Raw genomic sequence first — 22,015 nt, 5'->3', positions numbered from 1 at the left:
TTCTCCTTATACGTCAAACGGTTCCGAAAGTAAATCGATTGTGCTCGACAAATCGCTTGAGGAGGACCGCGCGATGAAAAAGCTGATCCTGCAGATGCAGATGTCGGTCGACGGCTTCGTCGGCGCCGATGAGGACCGTCGCTGGCAGCTCTGGGAATGGGGCGGCGACAGCGCCTGGGACGAGGAGCTTAAACAGGACTTCAACGCCGTCTTCACGACCATCGGCACCATCCTCTTGAGCCGCAAGATGGCTGAGGAGGGCTATCTGACCCATTGGGGCAATGCGGCGAAGAAATATCCGAAGGACCCTTTCTATGCCTTTGCCCAGCGCATCGTCGAAGCTGAGAAGGTGGTGGCGAGCGACAAGCTCCAGGCTTCGCGCTGGGAGCGCACGCGGGTCGTGAGCGGCGACCTGCCGCGCGAGGTGAACGCGTTGAAGGCGGGCGAGGGCGGCAACATCGCCGTGTTCGGCGGCGCCGGCTTTGCCGCGGCGCTGGTCTCGGCCGGTCTGGTCGACGAGTTCCAGCTCTTCATCAACCCGGCGGTGCTGGGCAGCGGCCGCCGCATCTTCGACCAGGGCGGCTTCGCAAGGCTGAAGCTCATCGGCTCGAAAGCCTATGCCTGCGGCATGGTGGTGAACCGCTATGCGCCGGCTGGATGAGTGATCTGAATCAATCTGGCAGCGCGCCGTCTCAACCGCTTGTTCGCTTGCGCTTTTCCGGGAGGAAAGGGGAACTGTCCGGGATCCACCTTACTGGCCTTGACGAGACGCCAGCACATTGATTTTCCGGCATCCCGCTTCATCATTGGCCGCGGCCGCGAGCCGCAGGGCGTCATGCGACGTCAGGCCAATAAGTACGCGGCCGCCAAATTCGGCGGGCCCCTCATTGGCCGTATCAAACACCGTCCAACTGTCGGTCGGATCCCGTAACGCGACGAATCTCATCCGAGACTCCATCCATGAAGAGCCTCTAATATAGAAGGCGTTTCATGGCGCTCCTATGATCTAGCCCACATACGCTTTTGTCCGATTCGGTACCGGACGGCAAATCCGCACCATGCGCTTGGGCAACGCAGCGCCGTCACTGCCCCGCCTGGTCGGCGTCGGTCAGCGTGCCGAGGAAGGCGACGATGTCGTCGATCTCAGCGTCGGTCAGCGCCGGCCGGTCGCCGGGTCTCTTGCCGTTGAAGGGCGGGTCGGTGTTGAGGTTTCCCCGGTAAGCTTTTGGCAGGTCGTCGAATTTGTTGACGGTGCCGTCGGCATTTTTCGGATACCAGCGGCCTGGGTCGCTGTCGCGGCTGGCGTAGAAGGCGACCGCCTCGCGCAGCGTGTGGAAATAGCCGTTGTGGAAGAAGCTCTTGCGCAGCGCCACGTTGCGCAGCGTCGGCGTCTTGAACAGGCCGCAATATTCAGCCCGGCCCTTGAAATCTATGCGCAGCGGCCCACAGAGCCCGAGATCGAAATAGTTGGGATCGGCATTTGCCGGGATCGCCGGGTTGCGCGGCACGGCAATGGCGATCAATCCGAAATCGGTGAACTGCGGCGGCTCGCCGTCGTTCGCCGGTTCGCTCAAATGGCAGCTTGCGCAATTGCCCTTGTTCTCGTCTTCGAACAGCGCGCGGCCGTGCAGCTCCTGCGCGCTCAAGGTCGCCTTGCCGGCGAGGAAGGCGTCGTAGCGGCTGGAATAGGGATAGAAATCGGCGCTGCTCTGCTCGAAGGTGCCGAGCGCTTCCACCGCCGCGTCGAAGGCCTCGGACGGATGCTCGAACACGTCCGCGCCGAAGGCCGCCTTGAAGGCATCGGCATAGGGCGCGTTGCGCAAAGCGGCGACTACGGCCCCTTCATCCTTGTTGCCCATCTCGAAGGGCGAGAGCAGCGGGATCCTCGCCTGGTCCCTGCCGTGGTCGGCGCGTCCGTCCCAGGTCAGTCCGCCGGTCGGGCCGTTGTCGACGCTCTCGTCGCCCTCGTCCTCGGAATCATAGAAATGCTCGGTGAAGGCCGGCGCCGCCTGCAGGTAGCGCAGTGACGGCACGGCGCGCTGGCCCGGCTGGTCGAGGCTCGGCCCGCCCATCTCGACCGGCGCGGCCGATGCCGGGCCGAAAGCGTGGTTGGGATCATGGCAGGACGAGCAGGCCTGCTTGCCGGACGCGGACAGCGACGGATCGAAAAACATTTTTCGCCCGAGCGCCGTCAGTGCCTCGGCGCGCGCGAAGGCTTCCGCGCGTGACATCGGACCGGGGCGGGTACTGCCCGCCGGCAGACTGTCGGCCGGCCACAAGGTGATGGTGGAGGCAAGCGTCGCGACCGCGGCGGATTTCCATCGTGTCATGACGCTGAATCCCGTTTGCCGTTGGCGCAGGCGCGCATTGCCACGGATTGTTGACTGGCAGAACCAAATTGCCAAGCTGGAACACGGCTTGTCCGAACGCTTCGCGGACTTTTGCCATCACAAGAGGAAAGCGGGAGCCTGCGCTGGCGATGAACGGCAGCGCCCTCGGCGATTGCCGAGATGAATTCCCGTCCGCTATCTATGGCCATCAGATCGGACGAAGGACATTCGATGAGCGAGCTAAGGATCAGAACGCGTGCGACCGGCGCTTTGGCCGTCCTGCCGCCAGGAGGCCTGCCGGCGGTGACGACGCCGACCGGCGGCACGGTCGACGTCGTGACTTCGGTGAGCGCGCCGGGCTTCAACCCGCTCGACCTGCTCTATGCCTCTTTGGCCGCCTGCATGGCGCTCAGTGCCCGCATCGCGGCAACCCGCCTCGGCGTCGCCGACCGGCTTGGCGAGGTGAGGGCGGAGGTCAGCGGCGAAAAGGCGAATGACGAGCCCTCGCGGGTCGAAAAATTCAACATCAGGCTGGAGATCGCCGGCGATCTCGACGCGGCCACCAGGCAGCGCATCGTCGGAGATGCCGAAAATATCTGCACCGTCTCCAACACGCTGCGCTGCGCGCCAGCACTTCACGCGACGCTGGGGTGAGGGACATCCCATGGCGCATCTCTCCCCGATCGACTACGCGACGGCTTCGGCTGAAATCCGCGCCGAGCATGACCGGGAACTCGCCTTGCGCGGCCGTATGACCAACATGAAGCGCATCCTGCTCAATTCGCCGGCGGCGCACCGCATCTACGCCGAATGGTTCACTTTGCGTGATCTTCTCAAACCCACGCTCGACGACCGCGCAATCTGGCTGTTCTCGAAGGCGATCTCCGAGACAATGCGCGCCGAAATACCGGTCACCTTCTTCCGCCGGGCGCTGATCGATTCCGGCCTCGATCCCGAAACGATCGTGCCCACAGCCGACGAGGCGCTGCTGATCGGCTTCGGCAAGGCCGTCGGGGCTGGCGCCAATGCCGTTCCGGACGAGACTTGGACAGCGCTCAAGGCGCGCTATGATCAGACGCTGCTCGTCAACCTCACCGCCTTCGCCGGCATCATGGTCGCGACGTGTGTGTTCACCAGTGCGGTGAAGGTGGAGTTTGATCCGGAGCTGGAGAGGTATCGCAGAAAAGGCTGAGGTCGCGATCCTTCGCCCCCCTCTGTCCCGCCGACATTCCGGCGATCCAGTTCTCCACCTCCGCAGGAATCGGGTGGCTCCGTTCCCACATGCGCCCCATTTTCTGAACAAGCAAGCGATGGAGCCAAACCATGACCATCCACTCCCTCAACACCAAGCGCGCAAGCCGCTCCGCCGAAGCCCGCGTCGTAGCGCAAGACTGGCGCGCTCTTGTCTCCGAGCTCAGCGCCCATGGCTCAGCCGTCATGCCGGGCCTGCTGTCGCCCGAGGAATGCGCCGGGATCGCCGCGCTCTATCCGCGCGAGGAGCATTTCCGCAGCCATGTGGTGATGGCCCGCCATGGCTTCGGCAAGGGCGAGTACCGCTATTTCCGCTATCCGCTGCCGGACCTGATCGAGGGCCTGCGCACCGCGCTCTATCCGCATCTCGCGAGCGTCGCCAACGACTGGAACGAGAAGATGGGCGTGGCGCAGCGCTATCCTGCCGACCATGCCGCTTTCCTCAAGCGCTGCCACGACGAGGGCCAGACCAAGCCGACGCCGCTGCTCTTGCAATACGGCCCCGGCGACTTCAACTGCCTGCATCAGGACCTCTACGGCGCGCTCGCCTTTCCGCTGCAGGTGGCGATCCTGCTATCCGGACCCGGCGAGGATTTTACCGGCGGCGAATTCGTGCTCACGGAACAGCGCCCGCGCATGCAGAGCCGCGCCGAAGTGGTGCCGCTGAGAAAAGGCGACGCGGTGATCTTCGCAGTCCACAACCGCCCGGTCGAGGGTTCGCGCGGTTATTATCGCGTCAACCTGCGCCACGGCGTCAGCCGCCTGCGCTCAGGGCGGCGGCATACGGTGGGCATCATTTTCCACGACGCGAAGTAGGGCGCAGCTGATCTCCCCCCTCGAGGGGGAGATGTCGCCAAAGGCGACAGAGGGGGTCGCCTCGCGTGAAGCGCCGACGCCTTCCGCGACGAAAGAGGAGGTCGGCACTCTATGTGAGACGACCCCCTCTGTCCTGATGCCGGACATCTCCCCCTCAAGGGGGGAGATCACCTCATCTGCGGCGTTTGCGCTCTTCCCTCCGCGGCTTCCTTCGCGTACACGCCCGGGCAAATCCCGCCACCTCAGCGCATTTACCCGGACCGCCCCATGATCCGTCTCGAAAGCATCGGCAAGCAAAACGGCCGACAGATCGTCTTCATCGAAGCCTCGGCCGCCTTGCTGAAAGGCGAGAAGATCGGGCTTGTCGGCCCGAACGGCGCCGGCAAGACGACGCTGTTCCGCATGATCATCGGGCAGGAGCAGCCTGACGAGGGTCAAGTCTCGGTCGATCGCGGCGTCACCATCGGCTATTTCAGCCAGGATGTCGGCGACATGGGCGGAATGAGTGCGGTGGCGGAAGTGATGGAAGGCGCTGGGCCGGTGAGCGCGGTGGCCGCCGAAATGCGCGAGCTCGAGCACGCCATGGGCGATCCCGACCGCGCCGACGAGATGGATCAAATCATCGAACGCTACGGCGAATTGCAGCACCGTTTCGAAGAGCTTGACGGCTATGCGCTGGACGGACGCGCTCGCGAGGTGCTGGACGGCCTCGGCTTCAGCCAGGAGATGATGGACGGCGATGTGGCAAAGCTGTCGGGCGGCTGGAAGATGCGCGTCGCGCTGGCTCGCATCCTCCTGATGCGGCCGGATGTCATGCTGCTCGACGAGCCGAGCAACCATCTCGACCTCGAAAGCCTGATCTGGCTGGAGAAATTCCTGAAGGATTACGACGGCGCGCTGCTGATGACTTCGCACGACCGCGAGTTCATGAACCGCATCGTCTCCAAGGTCATCGAGATCGACGCCGGCGCGCTCACTTCCTATTCCGGCAATTACGAATTCTACCAGGAGCAGCGGGCGCTGGCCGACAAGCAGCTGCAGGCGCAGTTCGAGCGCCAGCAGGCGATGCTGGCCAAGGAGATCGCCTTCATCGAGCGTTTCAAGGCGCGCGCCTCGCATGCAGCCCAGGTGCAAAGCCGGGTGAAGAAGCTCGACAAGATCGACCGCGTCGAGCCGCCGAAGCGCCGGCAGACGGTGGCCTTCGAATTCCAGCCGGCGCCGCGCTGCGGCGAGGACGTGGCGACGCTGAAGGGTATCCACAAGTCCTATGGCAGCCGCTCCATCTATTCGGGTCTCGACTTCCAGATCCGCCGCCGCGAGCGCTGGTGCGTGATGGGCGTCAACGGCGCCGGCAAGTCGACGCTTTTGAAGCTGGTCGCCGGCGCCTCAGAGCCGGACGAGGGGACCGTGGCGCGCGGCCCGAGCGTCAAGATGGGTTATTTCGCCCAGCACGCCATGGAACTCTTGGAGGGCGAGCGCACCGTCTTCCAGACGCTGGAGGATAATTTCCCGCAGGCCGGCCAGGCGCCGCTGAGGGCCCTTGCCGGCTGCTTCGGCTTCTCCGGCGATGAGATCGAGAAGAAGTGCCGCGTGCTGTCAGGCGGTGAGAAGGCGCGGCTGGTGATGGCGCTGATGCTGTTCGATCCGCCCAACCTCCTGGTGCTCGACGAGCCGACCAACCACCTCGACATGGCGACCAAGCAGATGCTGATCGAGGCGCTCGCGCAATATGAGGGCACGATGCTCTTCGTCTCGCACGACCGCCATTTCCTGGCGGCGCTGTCGAACCGCGTGCTGGAGCTCACGCCCGACGGCATCCACACCTATGGCGGCGGCTATACGGAATATGTCGCGAGGACGGGCCAGGAAGCGCCGGGGCTGAGAGGGTAGGGCCGGCTTAGAAGTGAGGCGGCCTCTGCTGTGGGCCGACACCCTCCGGTCGTCATCCTCGGGCTTGGCCCGAGGATCCATGCCGTGACCTCTGCCGAAGAGTGCAGCGGCGCAGAATTCTGCAACTGTTGCAACGCTTGGAAGTCACGGAATGGATCCTAGGGTCTGCGCGCGTCGCTTCGCTCCTTGCTCCGCCCTAGGATTGTTTGAGAAGGATCGGGTAGTTTGGCGGCCGGGACTGCGGCGCATCACAGCCAGCAGTCCCGGCGGCAGGCGACCGCCCTTAGGACCGGGCAACACCCGACGTCATCATGGTCCCTGCCGCCTTTGTCCGCCATCGCTTGGAGAGTTGATTGGCCGCTGGCCTGAGCCACGCCCGCAAACAATCCGAAGCCTTTAGAAGGATACCACCAGCATGGCCTTCTTGCATCAACAACCGCAATTGTGCCTCGGCTTCGACATCGCCAAGGACACCATCACCGTCTGTGACGGCGCCACCACCCGCACCATCGCCAATCAGCGGCGCGCCATCCGTGCCTTGCTCAAGAGCTACAAACACATCGACCTTGTCGTGTGCGAGCCGACCAGAGGTCATGAAAGCCTGCTGCTCGAGGAGTGCCTGCGCGCCGGCATCGCCTGCCACCGCGCCGACACGCTCAAGGTCAAGAGCTTCATCCGCTCCTTCGGCACGCACGGCAAGAGCGACGCCATCGATGCCCGCATGCTTTGGGCCTACGGCCGTGAGCGCTGGGCAAAACTGTCGCTTTGGCAGGCTCCGGATGCCGATGCGACCCGCCTGCGCGCCCTGGTCCGGCGCCGCCAGGAGCTTATGGCCTTCAGGGGCGCCGAGAAGAACCGCGCCAAGGCACCTGGCGATTACGACCTCGCCAGATCCTTCAAGGTCGTGACTAAAGTCCTCGAGCGCGAGATCCAGGTCATCGATGCCGCGATCCGCGAGCTGATTGCCAACAGCAGCACTCTCAAGCACCGGGCAGCCATCTGCACGGCCATGGACAGTCTCGGCCCGATCGTGGCGGCCAAGCTGCTCGCCATCCTGCCCGAGCTCGGCTCCATGACACGCCGCAAGGCGGCAGCCCTTGCCGGCCTCGCGCCGCACCCAAACGACAGCGGCCAAAAACACGGCTACCGCAAAATCCGTGGCGGACGACCAGAGATCAGGAGCATGCTCTACATGCCCGCGTTGCACGCCGCTGCCGGAAGGGGCGAGTTCGCAGCCTTCTACAAACGCCTCCGCGCCAACGGCAAAAAGCCAATGGTGGCCATCGCCGCCGTCATGCGAAAGATCATCGTCACCCTAAACGCCAGGCTCAGAGACGCCGCCATTCCTCAGAGTTGATGACGAAGGCAAGGGGCTGTGCGTCTCTCTACTGGCTATCGCCAGCGCGCTTATCACCCCTTCGCCAACCCGCGCTCGATCAGCCGGGCAAGCCGCGCCGAAAACGCCCTGGCGTCGGCTGGCTTGTCGCCGTCGAGCACGCGCGCCTCGTCGTAAAGCAGATGCGCGGCATCTTCCTTGAACGCCTTTTCGTCCTCGCCGAGCTTCGCCAGCGCCGCGACGCGCTCGTGCCGCGGGTTGATCTCCAGGATCGGCTTCGCCGACTTGTCGAGGCGGCCGGCGGCGTTGAGCAGACGCTCGAACTGGCGGTCGGGGCCATGCTCGGGCGCGACCAGGCAGACGGCGCTCTCGGTCAGGCGGTCGGAGGCTTTCACGTCCGAGACCTCGTCTCCGAGCGTTGATTTCACGAAGGCGAGGAAGTCGTCGATCTCCGGCGTCGCCGTTGTTTCCGGCTTAGCCGCAGTGTCGAGCAGCGGGATCTCCGAAAGGTCGGCCGCGCCCTGCGTCACCGACTTGAACGGCTTGCCGTCGAATTCCGGCGCCATCGTCGTCCAGAAACTGTCGACCGGGTCGGTCAGGAGCAGTACCTCGATGCCGCGCGCCCGAAATCCTTCGAGCTGCGGCGAGGCTTCGAGCCGGGCGCGGTCGTCGCCGGCCATGAAGAAGATCGCCTTCTGCCCGTCCTTCATCGCCGCGATATAGTCGGCAAGGCTGCGCAGGGTTTCGCCGGAAGCGGTCGAGCGGAAGCGGGCGAGCTTCAAAAGCTGCTCGCGCCGCTCGTAATCCTCATAGAGGCCTTCCTTGAGCACGACGCCGAAATTCTCCCAGATCCTGGCGTAGGCCTCGGCATCGTTGTCGGCTAACTTGGCGAGGTCGCCGAGCACGCGGTTGGTCACGCCCTTGCGGATCGCGGCTAGCAGCGGGCTCTCCTGGATCATCTCGCGCGAGACGTTGAGCGGCAGGTCGGCGGAATCGACCAGGCCGCGCACGAAGCGCAGGTACCGCGGCAGGACATCGGCGTCGTCGGTGATGAAGACGCGCCGCACATAGAGCTTCATGCGCCCCTTGCGGTCCTGGTCGAAGAGATCGAAGGGGCGCGATCCGGGCACGAAGGCAAGCACGCTGTATTCCTGCCGGCCTTCGGCGCGGAAGTGGATCGTAGCGGCCGGCTCGTCATACTGGCCGGCGACGCTGCGGTAGAAGTCGGTGTATTCCTCGGGCTTGATCTCGCTCTTTTGCCGCACCCACAGCGCCGTGCCGTCGGCGATGTCGCGCGGCTCTGCGCCAGGCTTTTCGACCAGCGCGATCGGCACCGGCACATGGCCAGACTGCGACTTTGCCAGTCCCTCCAGCCGGTAAGGCGTGGTGTAGGAGGTCGCGTCCTCCATCAGATGCAGCACGACGCGCGTGCCGCGCTTCGGCGAGGCGGCAAGCGGCACCGGCGCGATCTCGTAGGTGCCCTTGCCGTCGGACGACCAGCGCCAGGCTTCCTCGCTGCCGGCCTGGCGGCTGATGACGTCGACATGATCGGCCACCATGAAGGCGGAGTAGAAGCCGACACCGAACTGGCCGATGAGCTGCGAATCTTCCGTTGCCTTGCCGGCCTCGACGCGTTCGATGAAGGCGCGCGTGCCGGAGCGGGCGATGGTGCCCAGTGCTTCTGCCATCTCGTCGCGTCCCATGCCGATGCCGTTGTCCTCGACGCTGAGTTGCTTGTTATCGGGATCGGCTGAAATGGTGATGCGCGGCTTTGCGTCCTCGCCCAGCAATTCGGGGCGGGTGATCGCCTCGAAACGCAGCTTCTCGCAAGCATCCGCGGCGTTGGAGATCAACTCGCGCAGGAAGACGTCCCGGTCCGAATAGACCGAATGCACCATCATGTGCAGCAGCCGCGAGACGTCTGCCTCGAATGTCCTTGTTTCCGTCGTCTTCGTATCCGTCATCTGAAATTTTCCACGTCTCTGCTCCGCCCGTCGCGCCAGGCGCGTTCAGGCATCCAACCTTCGATAATTTTCAATTGTGCCGGCGGCGCCCGGCTGGGGCCGCCCTCGGCACGACAATATCGTGACGAGACGCGAAGGCAACAAGGGGTTGGTTGCGGCAGGCGAAGGGCCGCCGCTTTCTTGCTCATCCAATCGCTATCGGTTTGAGGGCGCTCGCGAGGTCAAAAAGGCACTTGCCGCGCTTGGCAGAGGTGACGCTGGCGGAACGTCGCGCAAGCCTCTGGAAACCCGCGATAACCTTAATTTCTTCCTTCTTTTGGTCAGGCTTCCCGAGCGGCACGTAAAGGGATAAATTAGTAATTCGTTAAGTAATACGGCGGGTGTGAGCGTAAGAGGTGTGCCGTTATGAATTTCAAATCCCTGATCAAGCGGGCCGAGGACGTAGACAAGGAATTTCAGGAGCTTCAGTCGGATCTGGCGGAGGCGTTCGAGGAATGTCTTGCGGCTGACGAACAGACGTCCCTGGAGGACGATGCGCCCGCCGAGGTGGCGGCAAGCGGCGAGGATCCGCCACAGGGAGCCCAACCCGATCCGGCCCCATCGCGACTGACGCCACACACCCAGACGCGGCTGGCCGCTCTGGAAGCCGTCGCCGGGCTTTTCCGCGACGGACAGGGCCATCTCGAGGAGATCGAGACGAGGCTGGCCGAGATTGCCACCGCGCACCAGATGACGCGCGATATCCTGAATGTTCTGCATCGCGATGCGCTGCGCGCCAATGAGCTGGAGCTCGCGAACGCGGCTCTGAGCGCCGAACACAAGACCATGTCGGAACAACTGCTCGATGCCGCCAGGAAGCAGCGCGAGCGCGACGGAGCGGCAGAGGCCTGGCAACAGCGCGAGGCGAGCCTTGTCCAGGACCGGGAGTCGCTGCGCGAGGCGCTTGCGGCGGTGCGGCTCGAGATGGTCGAGATGGGCAATGAGAGCGCCAGGCGCGAGGCGGAGTTCGGCGAGATCGTCAAGACGCTGACGGCCAAGACCGTCGAGGCCGACAGGCGCGCCGCCGAGAACAAGCTGCTGCGCGAAAAGCAGGTCGGCCTCTCGGTCGACCTGGAGCAGGCGCAAAAGCGCGAGGCGGAAGCCCGGCACAAGTTCGACGAGTTCTCGGCGACCCACGCCAACGAAACCGCGCATATCGCCGAACTGCTGGCCCAACTCGGCAGCCACGAGAAGGAGGAGGCCCGGCTGCAGAAGTCGCTGGAGACGACGCAGACCAGGCTTGCCGAAACAGCCGAGGCGGCCCGCATCGCCGAAAGCGACGGCGCGGCCGAGTTGGCGCGGAGCCAGGCGGAGCTGCGTGGCCTGCGCTCCGAGATCCAGGAGCTGCAATCGCGGCTGGAGCAGGCCTCGAACGACAAGACCGAAGCCTTTGCCGAGACGACAAGGCTCAAGGCGCAGTTGAACGATGCCGTGACCGAGCGGCAGATCGCGGAGGAAAGGCTTGCCGTTCTCAGGAACGAGAGCGAAGTCGACAAGAAGAACCTGTCGGTGGCCAGCACCAACCTCTCGCAGCTTTCGCTGCAGCAGGCGTCCGAGCAGATCCAGCTCGATATCCAGAAACAGGAATGCGAGGACCTGCGCGCCGAGATCGTGGCGCTCAATGCCCGCATCCAGGAGCTGCTGCCTTACGAGCGGCTGCACAGGGTGACGGATGCGAGATCGCGCAAGGACGTCGCGCCCGTGACCAACGGGATCATCGCGGAGGCCGCGCGCCCGACCGCGCGGCGCAACAGCCGACGCAACATGCGCGCCAACGCAGGCTAGGCAATTGGCGGAGAATGTGGAGGGGTTTCCGCTCGGATCCCGTAAAAGCTAAGAGTTGGAGCGGCTGAGCGGTTTCACCGAGCCGCTCCAAACACTTGACCAGATCAGTCGAGTCCGGCGACCCGCAGCCCCTCGATATAGCGCGCACGATCTTTTTGGTTGACGATCGGGTGGTACTTTTCGACCCACTCAACGGATACGGAAGGATGCAGGCGCCTTACTTGGGCCAGCGCCTCGGTTGCGGCGTCGCGGTCGCCCGCCATGCCTGCCGAGGCCGCGAATGTCCGCCAGGCCATCCCGAAATTCGGCCTAAGATCCACCGCCCGCCGCTCGAACTCGGCTGCCTCGGCATAGCGTCCGGCCATGAAGTGGCAGAGCCCGGTGACGGAAAGGCTGCCGGCTTGGGTGAAATCGCGTGGGCTGAGCCGGTCAGCCAGCGCCACATGGTGCAGGCCATCGTCCGGCATGCCCGCATAAGCATAGGTCGATCCAAGGATCAGATGCGCATAGGCGAGGCTTGGATTGAGAAAGATCGCCTCAGACAAGGCTTTCACGGCCTGCTCGAAACGGCGCGAGCCCATATGCACAAAGCCGATGGCGAAGTGCGTCCAGGGGTCTTGCGGGTCGCTGCGGATGGCCCGTTGCGCCATATCGTGGGCCGTCGGTAAGGCCGCTTCGGCATCGGCCAGTCCAAGCATAGCCTTTGCGGCCAAGGCCCAAGCAAGCAGACAGTTAGCGCGCGGATAATTGGGGTCGATATCGATGGCCTTCTTGAGCAACCGCTCGGCGATTTCGAAATCCGGCAAAGAGGCCCAAGTCCAGACATAGGGCATCGCCTTCATCACGAACCCCCAGGCGTCGAGATTCCCGGGCGACCGGATCTGGAAACGCTCCTGTTCGGCCACGTAGAGCCTGGGTTCGATGGCGCCAATCACACTTTCGGCGATCTCATCCTGCAGCGCGAAGAAATCTGCGATCTCGGCATCGTAGCGTTCGGCCCAGATCTGGCGGCCATTGTCGGCGTCGCTCACCCTGGCGTTGATGCGTAGCCGCTGCCCCGAGCGCCGCACGCTTCCTTCGAGCACATAGCGCACACCGAGTTCGCGGCCGATCTGCTTTACGTCGACCGGTTTGCCGCCGTAGGTGAAGGATGAGTTGCGGGCCGAGACAAAGAGCCAGCGCAGCCGCGCAAGCCGGGTGATGATGTCTTCCGCGAGGCCATCGCCGAAATATTGCTGTTCGGCGTCGTCACTCAAATTGGCAAAGGGCAGCACGGCAATCGAGGGACCGGCCTCGGCGCCGTCCGATGGAGCCGCGGCAGTGTCGAGGCAATCCACCATGCCACCGAAACGATAGCCGATCCGGGGGATGGTCGCGATCCACTCCGCGTCGTCAGGTCCAGGCCCAAGCAGCTTGCGGAGCAACGCAATCTGGACTGAGAGATTGCTTTCCTCGACCACCGCGTGCGGCCATGCCGCGTCCATCAGTTCCGCCTTGGACAGCACTTCCCCCGGCCGTTTCACGAGCGCCGTCAAGAGCAGCACGCCACGATAGCCGACGGGAACGGGCATGCCTTGCCGGATCAGCGTTCCCGCCTCCGGGTTGAGCTCGAACTGGCCGAAGGCGAACCGCTTCCCCAACATGGCGCAAACTACCATCTTTTTGGAGCTTTTCGGAACTATTCGGCCGTGCGCCGGGGACGACATCGGGCATTCGGCTCATCCTGTCACCGCGTCTAGAGACAGGAGCGCCGAAAATGTCTGCAGTTACTTTGGACCATATCGAATTCGAGACGGAGACCAGCCACGCGGTTCCTGAACGCAGGTCCGGTCCGCGCGAGGAAGAATTCCGCTCCGCTCTCGAACGCTATATGGCAGACTACATCGCCTGCCAGAAGCGCTGCGCTGAAGCCAGGAATGCCCTCTCACGGCGTGAGGACGTTTGATCCGAGCCGCCTGCCTGCCAATGGTCGGGAAAGTTATGGGAAATCGGCCATTTCTTCGCGTCTTCGCGCCTCGGCCCCCAAGCCATATAGCGCGCATGCCCCCTGTGTCGAGTTGGGATGGCGACAGCGAGATTTCATGTGCGAGTGGCGGGGCTGACGACAGCCCCCACCCGGTGTCTACGAACGTGGCCTATTCAAGTAGATCGGGTTGCTGCCTCAGGATGCGATCGCCGAGCGGTTGGCATTGAAACCAGCCGGCCCGAGGCGTGCCATTCACTGCGCGGGCGGCACGGGCATTTTCGGGATCGACCTGCAACGGCGTTCCTACACTTTCGGCGAGGAACTGCCCCTGACAGCACCGCTCCATCGAAATGAACCACCATACGGCCTCGTCGACGGTCTGACCGACTGTGAGCAAACCGTGGTTGCGCAGGATTGCCCCCTTGTGGTCACCGAGGCACTCGGCGATCCGAGCCGCCTCGCTTGCTTCGGTGATCAGCACCCGTGTGTCATCGAAGAACACGTGATCCTCATAGAATGCGCAGGCGTCCTGCGTTATGGGGTCGAGCAATCGACCCACCGCCGACCACGCCTTGCCATAGATTGAGTGAGCGTGCGCGGCTGCGACAACCTCCGGCCGCGCCGTATGGATCTGATGATGGATGGCGAACGCGGCCACATTGACTGGCATCGTGCCCTCTACCACGGAGCCTGCGCTGTCAACCCGGATGAGATCCGAGACAGTGATGTGCGCGAAATGCATCCCGAACGGATTGACCCAGAATGTGTCCGTGAATTCGGGATCACGGGCAGTGATGTGCCCGGCAACGCCTTCGCTGAACCCCAGCGCCGCGAAAATGCGGAAGCCGACAGCCAGCCGCTCCTTTCGGTATTGCCGCTCCTGCTCGAGGTCCTCGAAGCGCGGTGGTCCCAGCCGTTTGAAAAAAGGTTCATAGGCCGCCTGCTTGCTGGCGGCCAAAATCGTTTCGGTGTCACTAGTGACAACGTCCATGGCATCCTCCCTGGGGTTGCACCGTCGGCATGACGGCAGACCTCAGATTGGGGATGGTTCGAGGCAGCGTCTCAAAGACCGCATCAATTGTTCCGAATTCTTCCGAATAGATGCGAAAACTGGTTCACGTCGCGGCCCCACGACGAGGCCGACGAGGACCTACTTGCCGGCCATGTGGTCGGCAAGCTGCTGCGCCTGAGAAAGCAGCGCCGGGAAGGCCGGGTCGCCCGGCAGCCGCTCGCCCATGCAGGCGCGATAGTCGCCATCGCCTTTTTCCCAGGCCGCATTGGCGGAATCATAGGCCTGCTGGTCTTTGAGGTCCGAGCCTTGATAGGCCTCCTGGAATTTCTGGGCGGCCGCGTCAGCCGCGGTCCACAGCGCCTCGCAGGCCGCGATCTTCGGCACGGGCGGTGACGCGGGCGCTTCGGCGATCAGGACGCGATCGCCTTTTACGACTGCAACGACGACCTGCTGGTCGTAGATCGGCCCGACGTCCTGCGTCCAGCCGCCGAGCCGCGCAATCGCCATGTCGGCGCCTTCGGGCTTCTTCAGCGAAAAGTCGAGCGTCTTGACGAAAGCGGCGTCGGCGCCGATCGCCTGGGTGTAGAAGGCATCGAGTTTCAGCGCGTCATCGAGCCCGGTGGGCAGCCTGAGGCTTTCATCGTCCCCGTCGGCCCTGGACTGCAGCCAGCGGTCGGCGAGCCCACGCGTCGTCGCCACGATGCTCGGGCCTTCGTCGCTGTTGGCGTAACGCAGCCCGTCGAGCATGCCGTAGCCGATATCGGAGGCGCTGAGGCTTTCCAGATTGATGGTGCCGGTTGCCGGAAAATCCTTGACCGAAAGCGGCCCGAGAATGGCGGAGAGGCGCTGCTGGAGATCGGCCAGCGCCTTGGTGTTGGTCGCATCGAGCGTTTCCACTTGAGCGTTCGCACTTTCTTGCGCCGCGATGTCGGAAATCGCCTTGTCCCGCGCGGCGATATAGTCGTCCTCCGGCGAGGCCGCGATAGCCACGCTGCTCGCCAGCGCGAACAGAAGCGTCCAGACCAGGCGCATGATGCAACCTCCCACCTACGGTCTTATTCAAAAGACAATGCGCATTTGAAGACAAGATCGGGCCAAAAAAAGACAGCGCCGCGAATCTCCTCCCTTGAGGGGAGATGGCCGCGAAGAGGTCAGAGAGGGGGTCGCCGCGCATGGAGCGCCGACGCCTTTCGCGACGCGAGACGACGCTGGCGATCTATGTGAGACGACCCCCTCTGTCGCCTTTGGCGACATCTCCCCTCGAGGGGGAGATCGGCGGTTTCACCCCTTCCGCTTCTCAACCTCCGCTTTCCTCAGCAAGAACCGCTGGATCTTGCCGCTCGGGGTCTTCGGCAGCTCGGCGACGAACTCGACCTCGCGCGGATAGGAATGCGCCGAGAGCCGCTTCTTCACATGCTGGGCGAGTTCCTCCGCCAGCGCTTCGCTGCCTTCGTAAGCGGGGGCCAGCACGACGAAGGCTTTGACGATCTCGGTGCGCTGCGGGTCGGGCACGCCGACCACCGCCGCCTCGTTGACCGCCGGATGCTCGATCAGCGCGCTTTCGACGTCGAACGGGCCGATGCGATAGCCGGCCGAGGTGATGACGTCGTCGGCGCGGCCGATGAAGGAGACCGAGCCGTCCGGCTCGTATTCCACAGTGTCGCCGGTGCGGTAATAGCCGCCCGATATCGCCGGCGTCTCCGCCTGATGGTAGCCGTCGAACCAGCGCAGCGGGGAATTCGCGATATCGACCGCAAGCACGCCGGGCTGGTTGGGTCCGAGCTCGTTGCCGGCCTCGTCCAGCACCACCATGCGGTAGCCGGGCATGGCGAAGCCGGCAGAGCCCGCGCGGACGATATGCGCAAGCCCGTGATGGTTGTTCACCATCATGCCGTTCTCGGTCTGGCCGTAATGGTCGTGGATGGGCGCGGCGAGATGAGCGTCGAACCAGCGGATCACCTCCGGGTTGAGCGGCTCGCCGGCGCTGCTCACCACCCGCAGCTTGCCCTTGACGCGCAGGGCCGCCTCGGGCCCTTCCGCCATCAGCAGGCGATAGGCGGTGGGCGAGCCGGCGAGGCTGGTGACGCCGAGACGCTCTATGATGTCGTAGGTGCTATTGGCGTTGAAGGCGCCTTCGTAGAAGGTGGTGGCGATGCCGAGCTGCAACGGCCCGGTGATGGCGTAGTAGAGCCCATAGGCCCAGCCGGGGTCGGCGATGTTCCAGAAGATGTCGTCGGGCCGAAGCCCGATCGCGTCGCGCATGTAAGCGCCGAAGGCGAGCAGCGCGCGAAGCGGCACCGGCACGCCCTTGGGGTGGCCCGTCGTGCCGGAGGTCGACATCATCATGAAGAGGTCGGAGCCCTTGCGCATCACCGGCTCGCAATCGGGGGAGGCGGCGGCGATTGTTGCGCGGAAATCGATGTCGCCTTCGGGCAAGGTGTCGCCGGCGCCAAGGACGGTGGCAATGCGCGGATGGTTTTCCAGTTCGTCGAGCTTGCCGCGGTTTGCGGGGTTGGTCACCACCAGCTTCGCCTTGCTGTAGCTCAGCCGATGCTCGATCGCCTTCGGGCCGAAGGCGGTGAACAGCGGCTGGTAGACCGCGCCCACGCGCCAGGCGCCGAGGATCAGAGCCACCAGTTCCGGGATGCGCGGCAGCATGCCGGCCACGACGTCGCCGGGACGGACGCCGAGGGCCTTCAGCATGTTGCCGACCCGGCCCGACATGTCGGCAAGATCGTCGAAGGAGAATTCGCGCAGGCCTCCGCCCGCCGAGATCGCGCGCAGTGCCAGCCGGTTCTCGCCCGTATAGCGGCCGCAGCATTCGACATAGGCATTGATGCCGCTCGCCGGATCGCCGTGAAGCCTGGCGATCTCATCCTCGATGCGGAAGCGCCGGACGGCATCCTCATAGCGCGGCAGCGCCGCACGCATTTCGGTCATGGCAATCCTCCCTCGGCCGCACGTCACCTCCCCATAGCGCGGGCTGGGTGGGAGATTGCCTGAAAAGATGGCGCGGGTCGATTGCGGCGAAAGTCGCGAATTTCGCAGACCAGCGATTGTTGCGCTCTACGGCGCCCCCCTCTGTCCTGCCGGACATCTCCCCCACGTGGCAGGGCTGTCCGGGGAAAATCTTTGCACAACGCAGACGAGTCTTTGCTCGCGCTTTCGCAACCTTCGATGGGCGCGACGTCCATTGTTTTTGCCGGCCAGCCGCAGCAGGTGCGGAAGAAAGAGCACCGATTGGGGTCCAAAGCTCGAAAAATGCAATCGATGCGAGTCCTCCATGGCCCTGTTCGCAACCGAAAAACTTTCCCCGGACAGCCCTGCCCACGTGGGGGAGATTGGCAGTTCCAGCGCCGGCTCTTCCTTGCACCGTCGACGATTAGCGAAAGTCGGCGCGACGTCCGATCTCCCCGGGGGAGATGTCCGGCAGGAAAGAGGGGGGCGCGAAGGAACGCAAGCTTGTCGCTTCCAGGCCTACCGCAACAAAACCATTCCAATCAGCAAGCTAAAGCCAGTTCCGGAATCAGCATCTGAGCCGCCATCGAGCAAGGCTTGGCCTCGCCGGCACCGGCCTGTACTATCGCGAGGCGAATGCGGAGAGGGGAGGCTTGCGCGTGCGGCTTGATCGGAATCTCTGTCATTTGAGGATCTGGGCCCTTGTCCTGATGGCGCTTTGGCCTCCTGCGACATCCGCAGACCCAATCTCGCCTGAGCGGATGACTGCTGCCCTGTCGAAGCTCGAAGCGCTGGCGCAAGGCGCGGTCGCGGACGGCGCCGTGCCCGGCCTCGCCATCGCAGTCGTTCACGACGACAAAATTGTCTTCCTGAGGGGTTTCGGGCTTCGCGAAGCCGGAAAGCAGGAGGCCGTCGACGCGGACACGGTGTTCCAGATCGCTTCCCTCTCCAAGCCGGTCTCCGCAACAGTCGTGGCGGCGCTGGTCAGCGACCGGGTCGTGTCCTGGGATTCCAGGATCGCCGACCTCGATCCGGCCTTCCGCCTCGCCGACCCCTATCCGACCAGCGAGCTCACCATCCGCGACCTGTTCTCGCATCGCAGCGGGCTTCCGGGCACCGCCGGAGACGATCTCGAGGGCATCGGCTATGACCGCGCCGAGATCCTGCGCCGCCTGCGCTTCGTGCCGCCTTCGTCGAGCTTTCGCGCCGGCTATTCCTACAGCAATTTCGGGCTGACCGAGGGCGCCGTCGCGGCCGCCAGACCGACAGGCAAATCCTGGGAGGAGGTCGCCGAGGAGAAGCTTTACCGCCCGCTCGGGATGGCTTCGACCAGCTCGCGCCATGCGGATTTCGTCAAGCACGCCAACCGCGCCGCGCTCCATATAAAGGTCGATGGCGCCTGGGCCGCGAAGATAGAGCGCGATCCGGATGCGCAGGCGCCCGCCGGCGGCGTCAGCTCCACTGCCGGCGATCTGTCGCAATGGGTGCGCCTGGTGCTTGGCGACGGCGTCTATGCCGGCAAGCCGCTGATCGCCGCCGATGCGCTTGCCCAAACGCATGTGCCGCTGATGACACGCGGCAAGAATCCCGTTTCAGGCGGCGAATCCTTTTACGGCCTCGGCTGGAATGTCGAATTCGGCCGGCACGGCCTGAGCTGGGGGCATGCCGGCGCCTTCAGCGTCGGCGCGCGCACGCTGGTGACGATTTTCCCGAAAGAGAAGCTCGGCATCGTCATCCTTGCCAACGCCTTTCCGACCGGGGTGCCGGAGGGGCTGTCCGACAGTTTTGCGGACCTCGTCTTCGACGGCAAGGTCGAGAAGGACTGGATCGAGGCATGGGATGGCATCTATGCCGGCCTGTTCGGTCCGGCGGTCGAGGCGGCGAAGGCCAGATTTGCCGCGCCGCCGTCACCGACGCGGCCGGCCGCATCGACCAGCGCCTATGCCGGCCGCTACGCCAACGATTTCATCGGCGACGCGGTCGTGTCGGGCGCGGGTGACGGCCTTGTGCTCAAGGTCGGGCCGGCCGGGGCGCGGTCCTATTCGCTGACGCATTTCGACGGCGATCTGTTCCTGACCTACCCCGACGCCGAGGCGCCGGACAGGCCGGCGGGCGTGAGCTTTGTCGTCGGTTCCGACGGCAAGGCGTCGGCGATGACCATCGAATTCCTCGACGACAATCATATGGGCACGCTACGGCGCGTGGGGGATTAATGAACCTGGCCGTAGCGGAGCAGCTTGAAACAATCGCTGCTGCCCGATTTCGACTGCGTCAGCATCGGTTTCGAGCGGTCGATCCATTCCTGCTGTGATTTGGCGTCGGCCTCGATCGCATCGGCCGGTGGAAGCGTCACGAAGCCGCGTCCCTTGCTGAAGAGCCAGCAGGCGCGGCCGAGAAACCGCCTGCTGCGCTGGCGCAGCAGGTCGGCGTCGTAGAGGATATCGAGCACCTCGTGCTTGATCTTCGTTTCCTTGTCCGGCTTGGCGACCGCGGCCTTGACCGGCTCGTCGCCGATCGCATCATGCAGGTCCTTATAGTCGAGGCCGAGCTGCGTCGTGGCGTATTTGATCTCGTTCTCGTCGCGCACGATGTTGAACCACAGCGTCGGATCGAGCTCATTGACGACGAAGGTGGCTTCGATGTCGCGTGACAGGTTCAGGATTTCGAAGTCTCGAACATCGACATCACGTTCGACCAGCAGGATCTTTTCGACCTGCTTGGCAAGCTCGTCTCCCCTGGCGCTGATCGCGGCGTTGCTTCCGCCGTGTTCGGGGTCGACATAGGCGCCGCCCTCGTCCAGAACCTCGTCGAACTCGCCGAGCGTTTCGATGACGGGGGCGCCGCGGGCAACGCGTGCGGCGAGTTTGGCGAGTACCTGCTGCAGCTCGGTCTCGCGCTTGCGCTGATCCTGGTAGTTTTGCTGGAAGAAGAAGATGAACAGCGAGACGCCGATGCCGATCAGGATCACGCCCAGCTGCGAAAAGATGTTGCGGTAATATTCCAGCAGCTTTTCGCGGTGGCGCACGTCGTCGCGCACGCTGTGCGCCACATGAAGATTGACGATCAGCGAAAGGATCAGCAGCCCGGCGCCGACCAGGATGAGCCCGCCGATGAGAAGGTAGCCATGGCCTGCGTTGAAATCCATTCGTGTCGCCCCCGAACCCCTGGACTATTAAGACTAATGGTATTTCGCTCAAATACCTATGGCGTGTGGAGGGGGCTTGGAGCCCACCGTGAATGCTCCGTCACACCCCCCTCTGGCCTGTCGGCCATCTCCCCCGCAAGGGGGAGATTAGCAGCTTCCGCGCCCCGCTCGTTCTGCAGCGTCGGCGGTTGGCGAAAGCCGTCGCGACATCCGATCTCCCCCCTTGCGGGGGAGATGTCCGGCAGGACAGAGGGGGGTGGGCGGGAACTCGACGTGTGAGGGTCTGCGGCAACCATGGCGGTTGACCCTGCCGTCCATCCAGCCGATATCCCCGCGTAAAACCGCCCCGAGACGCAAATGACCTCAGACGCCAATCTCAAGGAAGCCGCCGCGCCCGCCGTCGCCTGGCAGGACGATGTCCGCGCCGGCGTGCGGCATGTGCGCGACCTCGCCGCGCTCCCGCTGTCGCCCGCCGAGCGCGCGGCCGCGCAGGAAGCCGCCGCCGCCCACAAGGTGCGTGTGCCAAAACCCTATCTCGACCTGATCGACTGGACCGATCCCAATGACCCGATCCGCGCCCAGGTGATCCCGTCGCCGGAAGAGCTTATCGCCACCGAGGGCGAGCTCGACGACCCGATCGGCGACCATGAATTCAGCCCGGTGTCGCGGCTGACGCATCGCCACGCCGACCGCGTGCTTTTGTTCCCGACTTATCAATGCGCGGTCTATTGCCGCTTCTGTTTTCGCAAGGAGTCGCTGACGTCGATCGGCCGCGGCTATACGCGCGAAGCCTTGGAGCCGGCGCTGGCCTATATCGCGCAGCACAGCGAGATCCGCGAGGTGATTCTGACCGGCGGCGATCCGCTGTCGCTGCCAGACAAGGCGCTCGCCGAAATCCGCACCCGCATCGAGGCGATCCCGCATGTGCGGCTCTTGCGCGTCCACACCCGCGTGCCGGTGGCGCTGCCGTCGCGCATAACAGCGGGTCTTGTTGCGGCCCTGCAGGGCCGGCTGATGGTGACGGTGGTGACCCATTTCAACCACGCGCGCGAGATCACCGATGAGGCCGAGGAAGCCTGCCGGACGATGCGGCAGGCGGGTTTCGTGCTGCTCAACCAGAGCGTTCTCTTGAAGGGCGTCAACGATCGCGTCGAGGTTCTGGAAGAACTCTGCCGCGAGCTGATGTATCGGCTGGGTGTAAAACCCTATTACCTGCATCATGGCGACCTGGCGCCCGGCATGGCGCACCGCCGCACCACGATTGCCGAAGGCCAGGCGCTGGTCGCGGAACTGCGCCAGCGCCTCTCCGGCATCTGCAGCCCGACCTATGTCATCGATTTGCCCGATGGCGGCGGCAAGGTGCCGCTGGCGGCGAGCCACATCGAGGGCTGTGAGGACGGGACGTGGCGGATTCGCGGACAGGACGGGAAGGTGAGGGCGTACCGGGAAGTGGCGGGGTAGGAAACTAACAGCACCCTGATCCTTCGCGTCCCGCCGACGGTCTCAGGGACTAGTTGCTTCCC

At 64.3% G+C, this 22,015-nt stretch carries 18 protein-coding genes; 10 read left to right on the top strand and 8 right to left on the bottom strand.

Annotated elements, in window-relative coordinates:
- Positions 1 to 73: 73 nt before the first annotated feature.
- Complete coding sequence (locus ABID26_RS01050) at positions 74 to 661, top strand: dihydrofolate reductase family protein (RefSeq protein WP_354413345.1); 588 nt, start codon at positions 74 to 76, stop codon at positions 659 to 661.
- Between the two features lie 90 nt (positions 662 to 751).
- Here ABID26_RS01050 and ABID26_RS01045 read toward each other — a convergent pair whose 3' ends face one another.
- Both ABID26_RS01045 and ABID26_RS01040 read right to left on the bottom strand, forming a co-directional pair.
- The gene (locus ABID26_RS01045; RefSeq protein WP_126100991.1) at positions 752 to 946 is read right to left on the bottom strand and encodes a hypothetical protein; all 195 of its coding nucleotides are present in this window, start codon (positions 944 to 946) and stop codon (positions 752 to 754) included.
- A 136-nt stretch (positions 947 to 1,082) separates the two neighbouring features.
- Positions 1,083 to 2,330 carry a cytochrome-c peroxidase gene (locus ABID26_RS01040; RefSeq protein WP_354413342.1) on the bottom strand — a complete coding sequence of 416 codons (1,248 nt, stop codon included), beginning with the start codon at positions 2,328 to 2,330 and terminating at the stop codon, positions 1,083 to 1,085.
- A 231-nt stretch (positions 2,331 to 2,561) separates the two neighbouring features.
- On the opposite strand from ABID26_RS01040, the gene ABID26_RS01035 reads away from it, so the two are divergent.
- From ABID26_RS01035 to ABID26_RS01015, 5 genes are all read left to right on the top strand, one after another.
- Positions 2,562 to 2,984 (top strand): OsmC family protein, encoded by a 423-nt coding sequence (locus ABID26_RS01035; RefSeq protein ID WP_354413340.1) that lies wholly within the window; start codon positions 2,562 to 2,564, stop codon positions 2,982 to 2,984.
- A 10-nt stretch (positions 2,985 to 2,994) separates the two neighbouring features.
- On the top strand, positions 2,995 to 3,522 hold the full coding sequence (locus ABID26_RS01030; RefSeq protein WP_354413337.1) for a carboxymuconolactone decarboxylase family protein: 528 nt from the start codon (positions 2,995 to 2,997) through the stop codon (positions 3,520 to 3,522).
- 131 nt (positions 3,523 to 3,653) lie between these two features.
- Complete coding sequence (locus ABID26_RS01025; protein ID WP_354413335.1) at positions 3,654 to 4,397, top strand: 2OG-Fe(II) oxygenase; 744 nt, start codon at positions 3,654 to 3,656, stop codon at positions 4,395 to 4,397.
- 267 nt (positions 4,398 to 4,664) lie between these two features.
- Positions 4,665 to 6,287 carry an ABC-F family ATP-binding cassette domain-containing protein gene (locus ABID26_RS01020; RefSeq protein ID WP_292342086.1) on the top strand — a complete coding sequence of 541 codons (1,623 nt, stop codon included), beginning with the start codon at positions 4,665 to 4,667 and terminating at the stop codon, positions 6,285 to 6,287.
- 415 nt (positions 6,288 to 6,702) lie between these two features.
- Complete coding sequence (locus ABID26_RS01015; RefSeq protein WP_354413332.1) at positions 6,703 to 7,644, top strand: IS110 family RNA-guided transposase; 942 nt, start codon at positions 6,703 to 6,705, stop codon at positions 7,642 to 7,644.
- A 53-nt stretch (positions 7,645 to 7,697) separates the two neighbouring features.
- On the opposite strand, the gene htpG is transcribed toward ABID26_RS01015, so the two are convergent.
- Positions 7,698 to 9,587, bottom strand: a complete 1,890-nt coding sequence (gene htpG, locus ABID26_RS01010) for a molecular chaperone HtpG (RefSeq protein ID WP_292303092.1) — start codon at positions 9,585 to 9,587, stop codon at positions 7,698 to 7,700.
- A gap of 405 nt (positions 9,588 to 9,992) precedes the next feature.
- Between htpG and ABID26_RS01005 the strand changes: the two genes are divergently transcribed.
- Positions 9,993 to 11,411, top strand: a complete 1,419-nt coding sequence (locus tag ABID26_RS01005; protein WP_126100984.1) for a coiled-coil domain-containing protein — start codon at positions 9,993 to 9,995, stop codon at positions 11,409 to 11,411.
- Positions 11,412 to 11,515: 104 nt separating this feature from the next.
- On the opposite strand, the gene ABID26_RS01000 is transcribed toward ABID26_RS01005, so the two are convergent.
- A complete protein-coding gene (locus ABID26_RS01000; protein ID WP_189521278.1) occupies positions 11,516 to 13,054 on the bottom strand; it encodes a winged helix-turn-helix domain-containing tetratricopeptide repeat protein in 1,539 nt (512 codons plus the stop codon).
- A 113-nt stretch (positions 13,055 to 13,167) separates the two neighbouring features.
- Here ABID26_RS01000 and ABID26_RS00995 point away from each other — a divergent pair, with 113 nt between their 5' ends.
- Entirely contained in the window at positions 13,168 to 13,356 is a 189-nt protein-coding gene (locus tag ABID26_RS00995) for a hypothetical protein (RefSeq protein ID WP_126100982.1), read from the top strand.
- Positions 13,357 to 13,546: 190 nt separating this feature from the next.
- Here the strand turns inward: ABID26_RS00995 and ABID26_RS00990 are convergent, their stop codons facing one another.
- The 3 genes from ABID26_RS00990 to ABID26_RS00980 all read right to left on the bottom strand — a co-directional run bounded on the left by ABID26_RS00990 (position 13,547) and on the right by ABID26_RS00980 (position 17,329).
- The gene (locus ABID26_RS00990) at positions 13,547 to 14,368 is read right to left on the bottom strand and encodes a class II aldolase/adducin family protein (protein WP_126100981.1); all 822 of its coding nucleotides are present in this window, start codon (positions 14,366 to 14,368) and stop codon (positions 13,547 to 13,549) included.
- 159 nt (positions 14,369 to 14,527) lie between these two features.
- Complete coding sequence (locus ABID26_RS00985; RefSeq protein ID WP_292303090.1) at positions 14,528 to 15,421, bottom strand: hypothetical protein; 894 nt, start codon at positions 15,419 to 15,421, stop codon at positions 14,528 to 14,530.
- Positions 15,422 to 15,670: 249 nt separating this feature from the next.
- Positions 15,671 to 17,329, bottom strand: coding sequence for an acyl-CoA synthetase (locus ABID26_RS00980; protein ID WP_292303089.1), 1,659 nt, complete (start codon positions 17,327 to 17,329; stop codon positions 15,671 to 15,673).
- A gap of 677 nt (positions 17,330 to 18,006) precedes the next feature.
- Between ABID26_RS00980 and ABID26_RS00975 the strand changes: the two genes are divergently transcribed.
- Positions 18,007 to 19,560, top strand: a complete 1,554-nt coding sequence (locus tag ABID26_RS00975; protein ID WP_292303088.1) for a serine hydrolase — start codon at positions 18,007 to 18,009, stop codon at positions 19,558 to 19,560.
- Here ABID26_RS00975 and ABID26_RS00970 read toward each other — a convergent pair.
- A complete protein-coding gene (locus ABID26_RS00970) occupies positions 19,557 to 20,492 on the bottom strand; it encodes a hypothetical protein (RefSeq protein ID WP_292303087.1) in 936 nt (311 codons plus the stop codon). The genes ABID26_RS00975 and ABID26_RS00970 overlap by 4 nt on opposite strands.
- A gap of 357 nt (positions 20,493 to 20,849) precedes the next feature.
- Between ABID26_RS00970 and ABID26_RS00965 the strand changes: the two genes are divergently transcribed.
- Entirely contained in the window at positions 20,850 to 21,953 is a 1,104-nt protein-coding gene (locus tag ABID26_RS00965; RefSeq protein ID WP_292304597.1) for a KamA family radical SAM protein, read from the top strand.
- Positions 21,954 to 22,015: the final 62 nt, after the last annotated feature.

The sequence above is a fragment of the Mesorhizobium shonense genome, assembly GCF_040545255.1.
Lineage (GTDB): Bacteria > Pseudomonadota > Alphaproteobacteria > Rhizobiales > Rhizobiaceae > Mesorhizobium > Mesorhizobium shonense.
The sequence above is the reverse complement of the archived record's forward strand: the minus strand, read 5'-3'. Positions and strand labels throughout refer to the sequence as shown.

Excerpts from the sequence above, each read along its gene's own strand:
- ABID26_RS01050 (WP_354413345.1), top strand. The coding sequence starts at position 74 with ATGAAAAAGCTGATCCTGCAGATGCAGATGTCGGTCGACGGCTTCGTC.
- ABID26_RS01045 (WP_126100991.1), bottom strand. The coding sequence starts at position 946 with ATGAGATTCGTCGCGTTACGGGATCCGACCGACAGTTGGACGGTGTTT.
- ABID26_RS01040 (WP_354413342.1), bottom strand. The coding sequence starts at position 2,330 with ATGACACGATGGAAATCCGCCGCGGTCGCGACGCTTGCCTCCACCATC.
- ABID26_RS01035 (WP_354413340.1), top strand. The coding sequence starts at position 2,562 with ATGAGCGAGCTAAGGATCAGAACGCGTGCGACCGGCGCTTTGGCCGTC.
- ABID26_RS01030 (WP_354413337.1), top strand. The coding sequence starts at position 2,995 with ATGGCGCATCTCTCCCCGATCGACTACGCGACGGCTTCGGCTGAAATC.
- ABID26_RS01025 (WP_354413335.1), top strand. The coding sequence starts at position 3,654 with ATGACCATCCACTCCCTCAACACCAAGCGCGCAAGCCGCTCCGCCGAA.
- ABID26_RS01020 (WP_292342086.1), top strand. The coding sequence starts at position 4,665 with ATGATCCGTCTCGAAAGCATCGGCAAGCAAAACGGCCGACAGATCGTC.
- ABID26_RS01015 (WP_354413332.1), top strand. The coding sequence starts at position 6,703 with ATGGCCTTCTTGCATCAACAACCGCAATTGTGCCTCGGCTTCGACATC.
- htpG (WP_292303092.1), bottom strand. The coding sequence starts at position 9,587 with ATGACGGATACGAAGACGACGGAAACAAGGACATTCGAGGCAGACGTC.
- ABID26_RS01005 (WP_126100984.1), top strand. The coding sequence starts at position 9,993 with ATGAATTTCAAATCCCTGATCAAGCGGGCCGAGGACGTAGACAAGGAA.
- ABID26_RS01000 (WP_189521278.1), bottom strand. The coding sequence starts at position 13,054 with ATGTTGGGGAAGCGGTTCGCCTTCGGCCAGTTCGAGCTCAACCCGGAG.
- ABID26_RS00995 (WP_126100982.1), top strand. The coding sequence starts at position 13,168 with ATGTCTGCAGTTACTTTGGACCATATCGAATTCGAGACGGAGACCAGC.
- ABID26_RS00990 (WP_126100981.1), bottom strand. The coding sequence starts at position 14,368 with ATGGACGTTGTCACTAGTGACACCGAAACGATTTTGGCCGCCAGCAAG.
- ABID26_RS00985 (WP_292303090.1), bottom strand. The coding sequence starts at position 15,421 with ATGCGCCTGGTCTGGACGCTTCTGTTCGCGCTGGCGAGCAGCGTGGCT.
- ABID26_RS00980 (WP_292303089.1), bottom strand. The coding sequence starts at position 17,329 with ATGACCGAAATGCGTGCGGCGCTGCCGCGCTATGAGGATGCCGTCCGG.
- ABID26_RS00970 (WP_292303087.1), bottom strand. The coding sequence starts at position 20,492 with ATGGATTTCAACGCAGGCCATGGCTACCTTCTCATCGGCGGGCTCATC.
- ABID26_RS00965 (WP_292304597.1), top strand. The coding sequence starts at position 20,850 with ATGACCTCAGACGCCAATCTCAAGGAAGCCGCCGCGCCCGCCGTCGCC.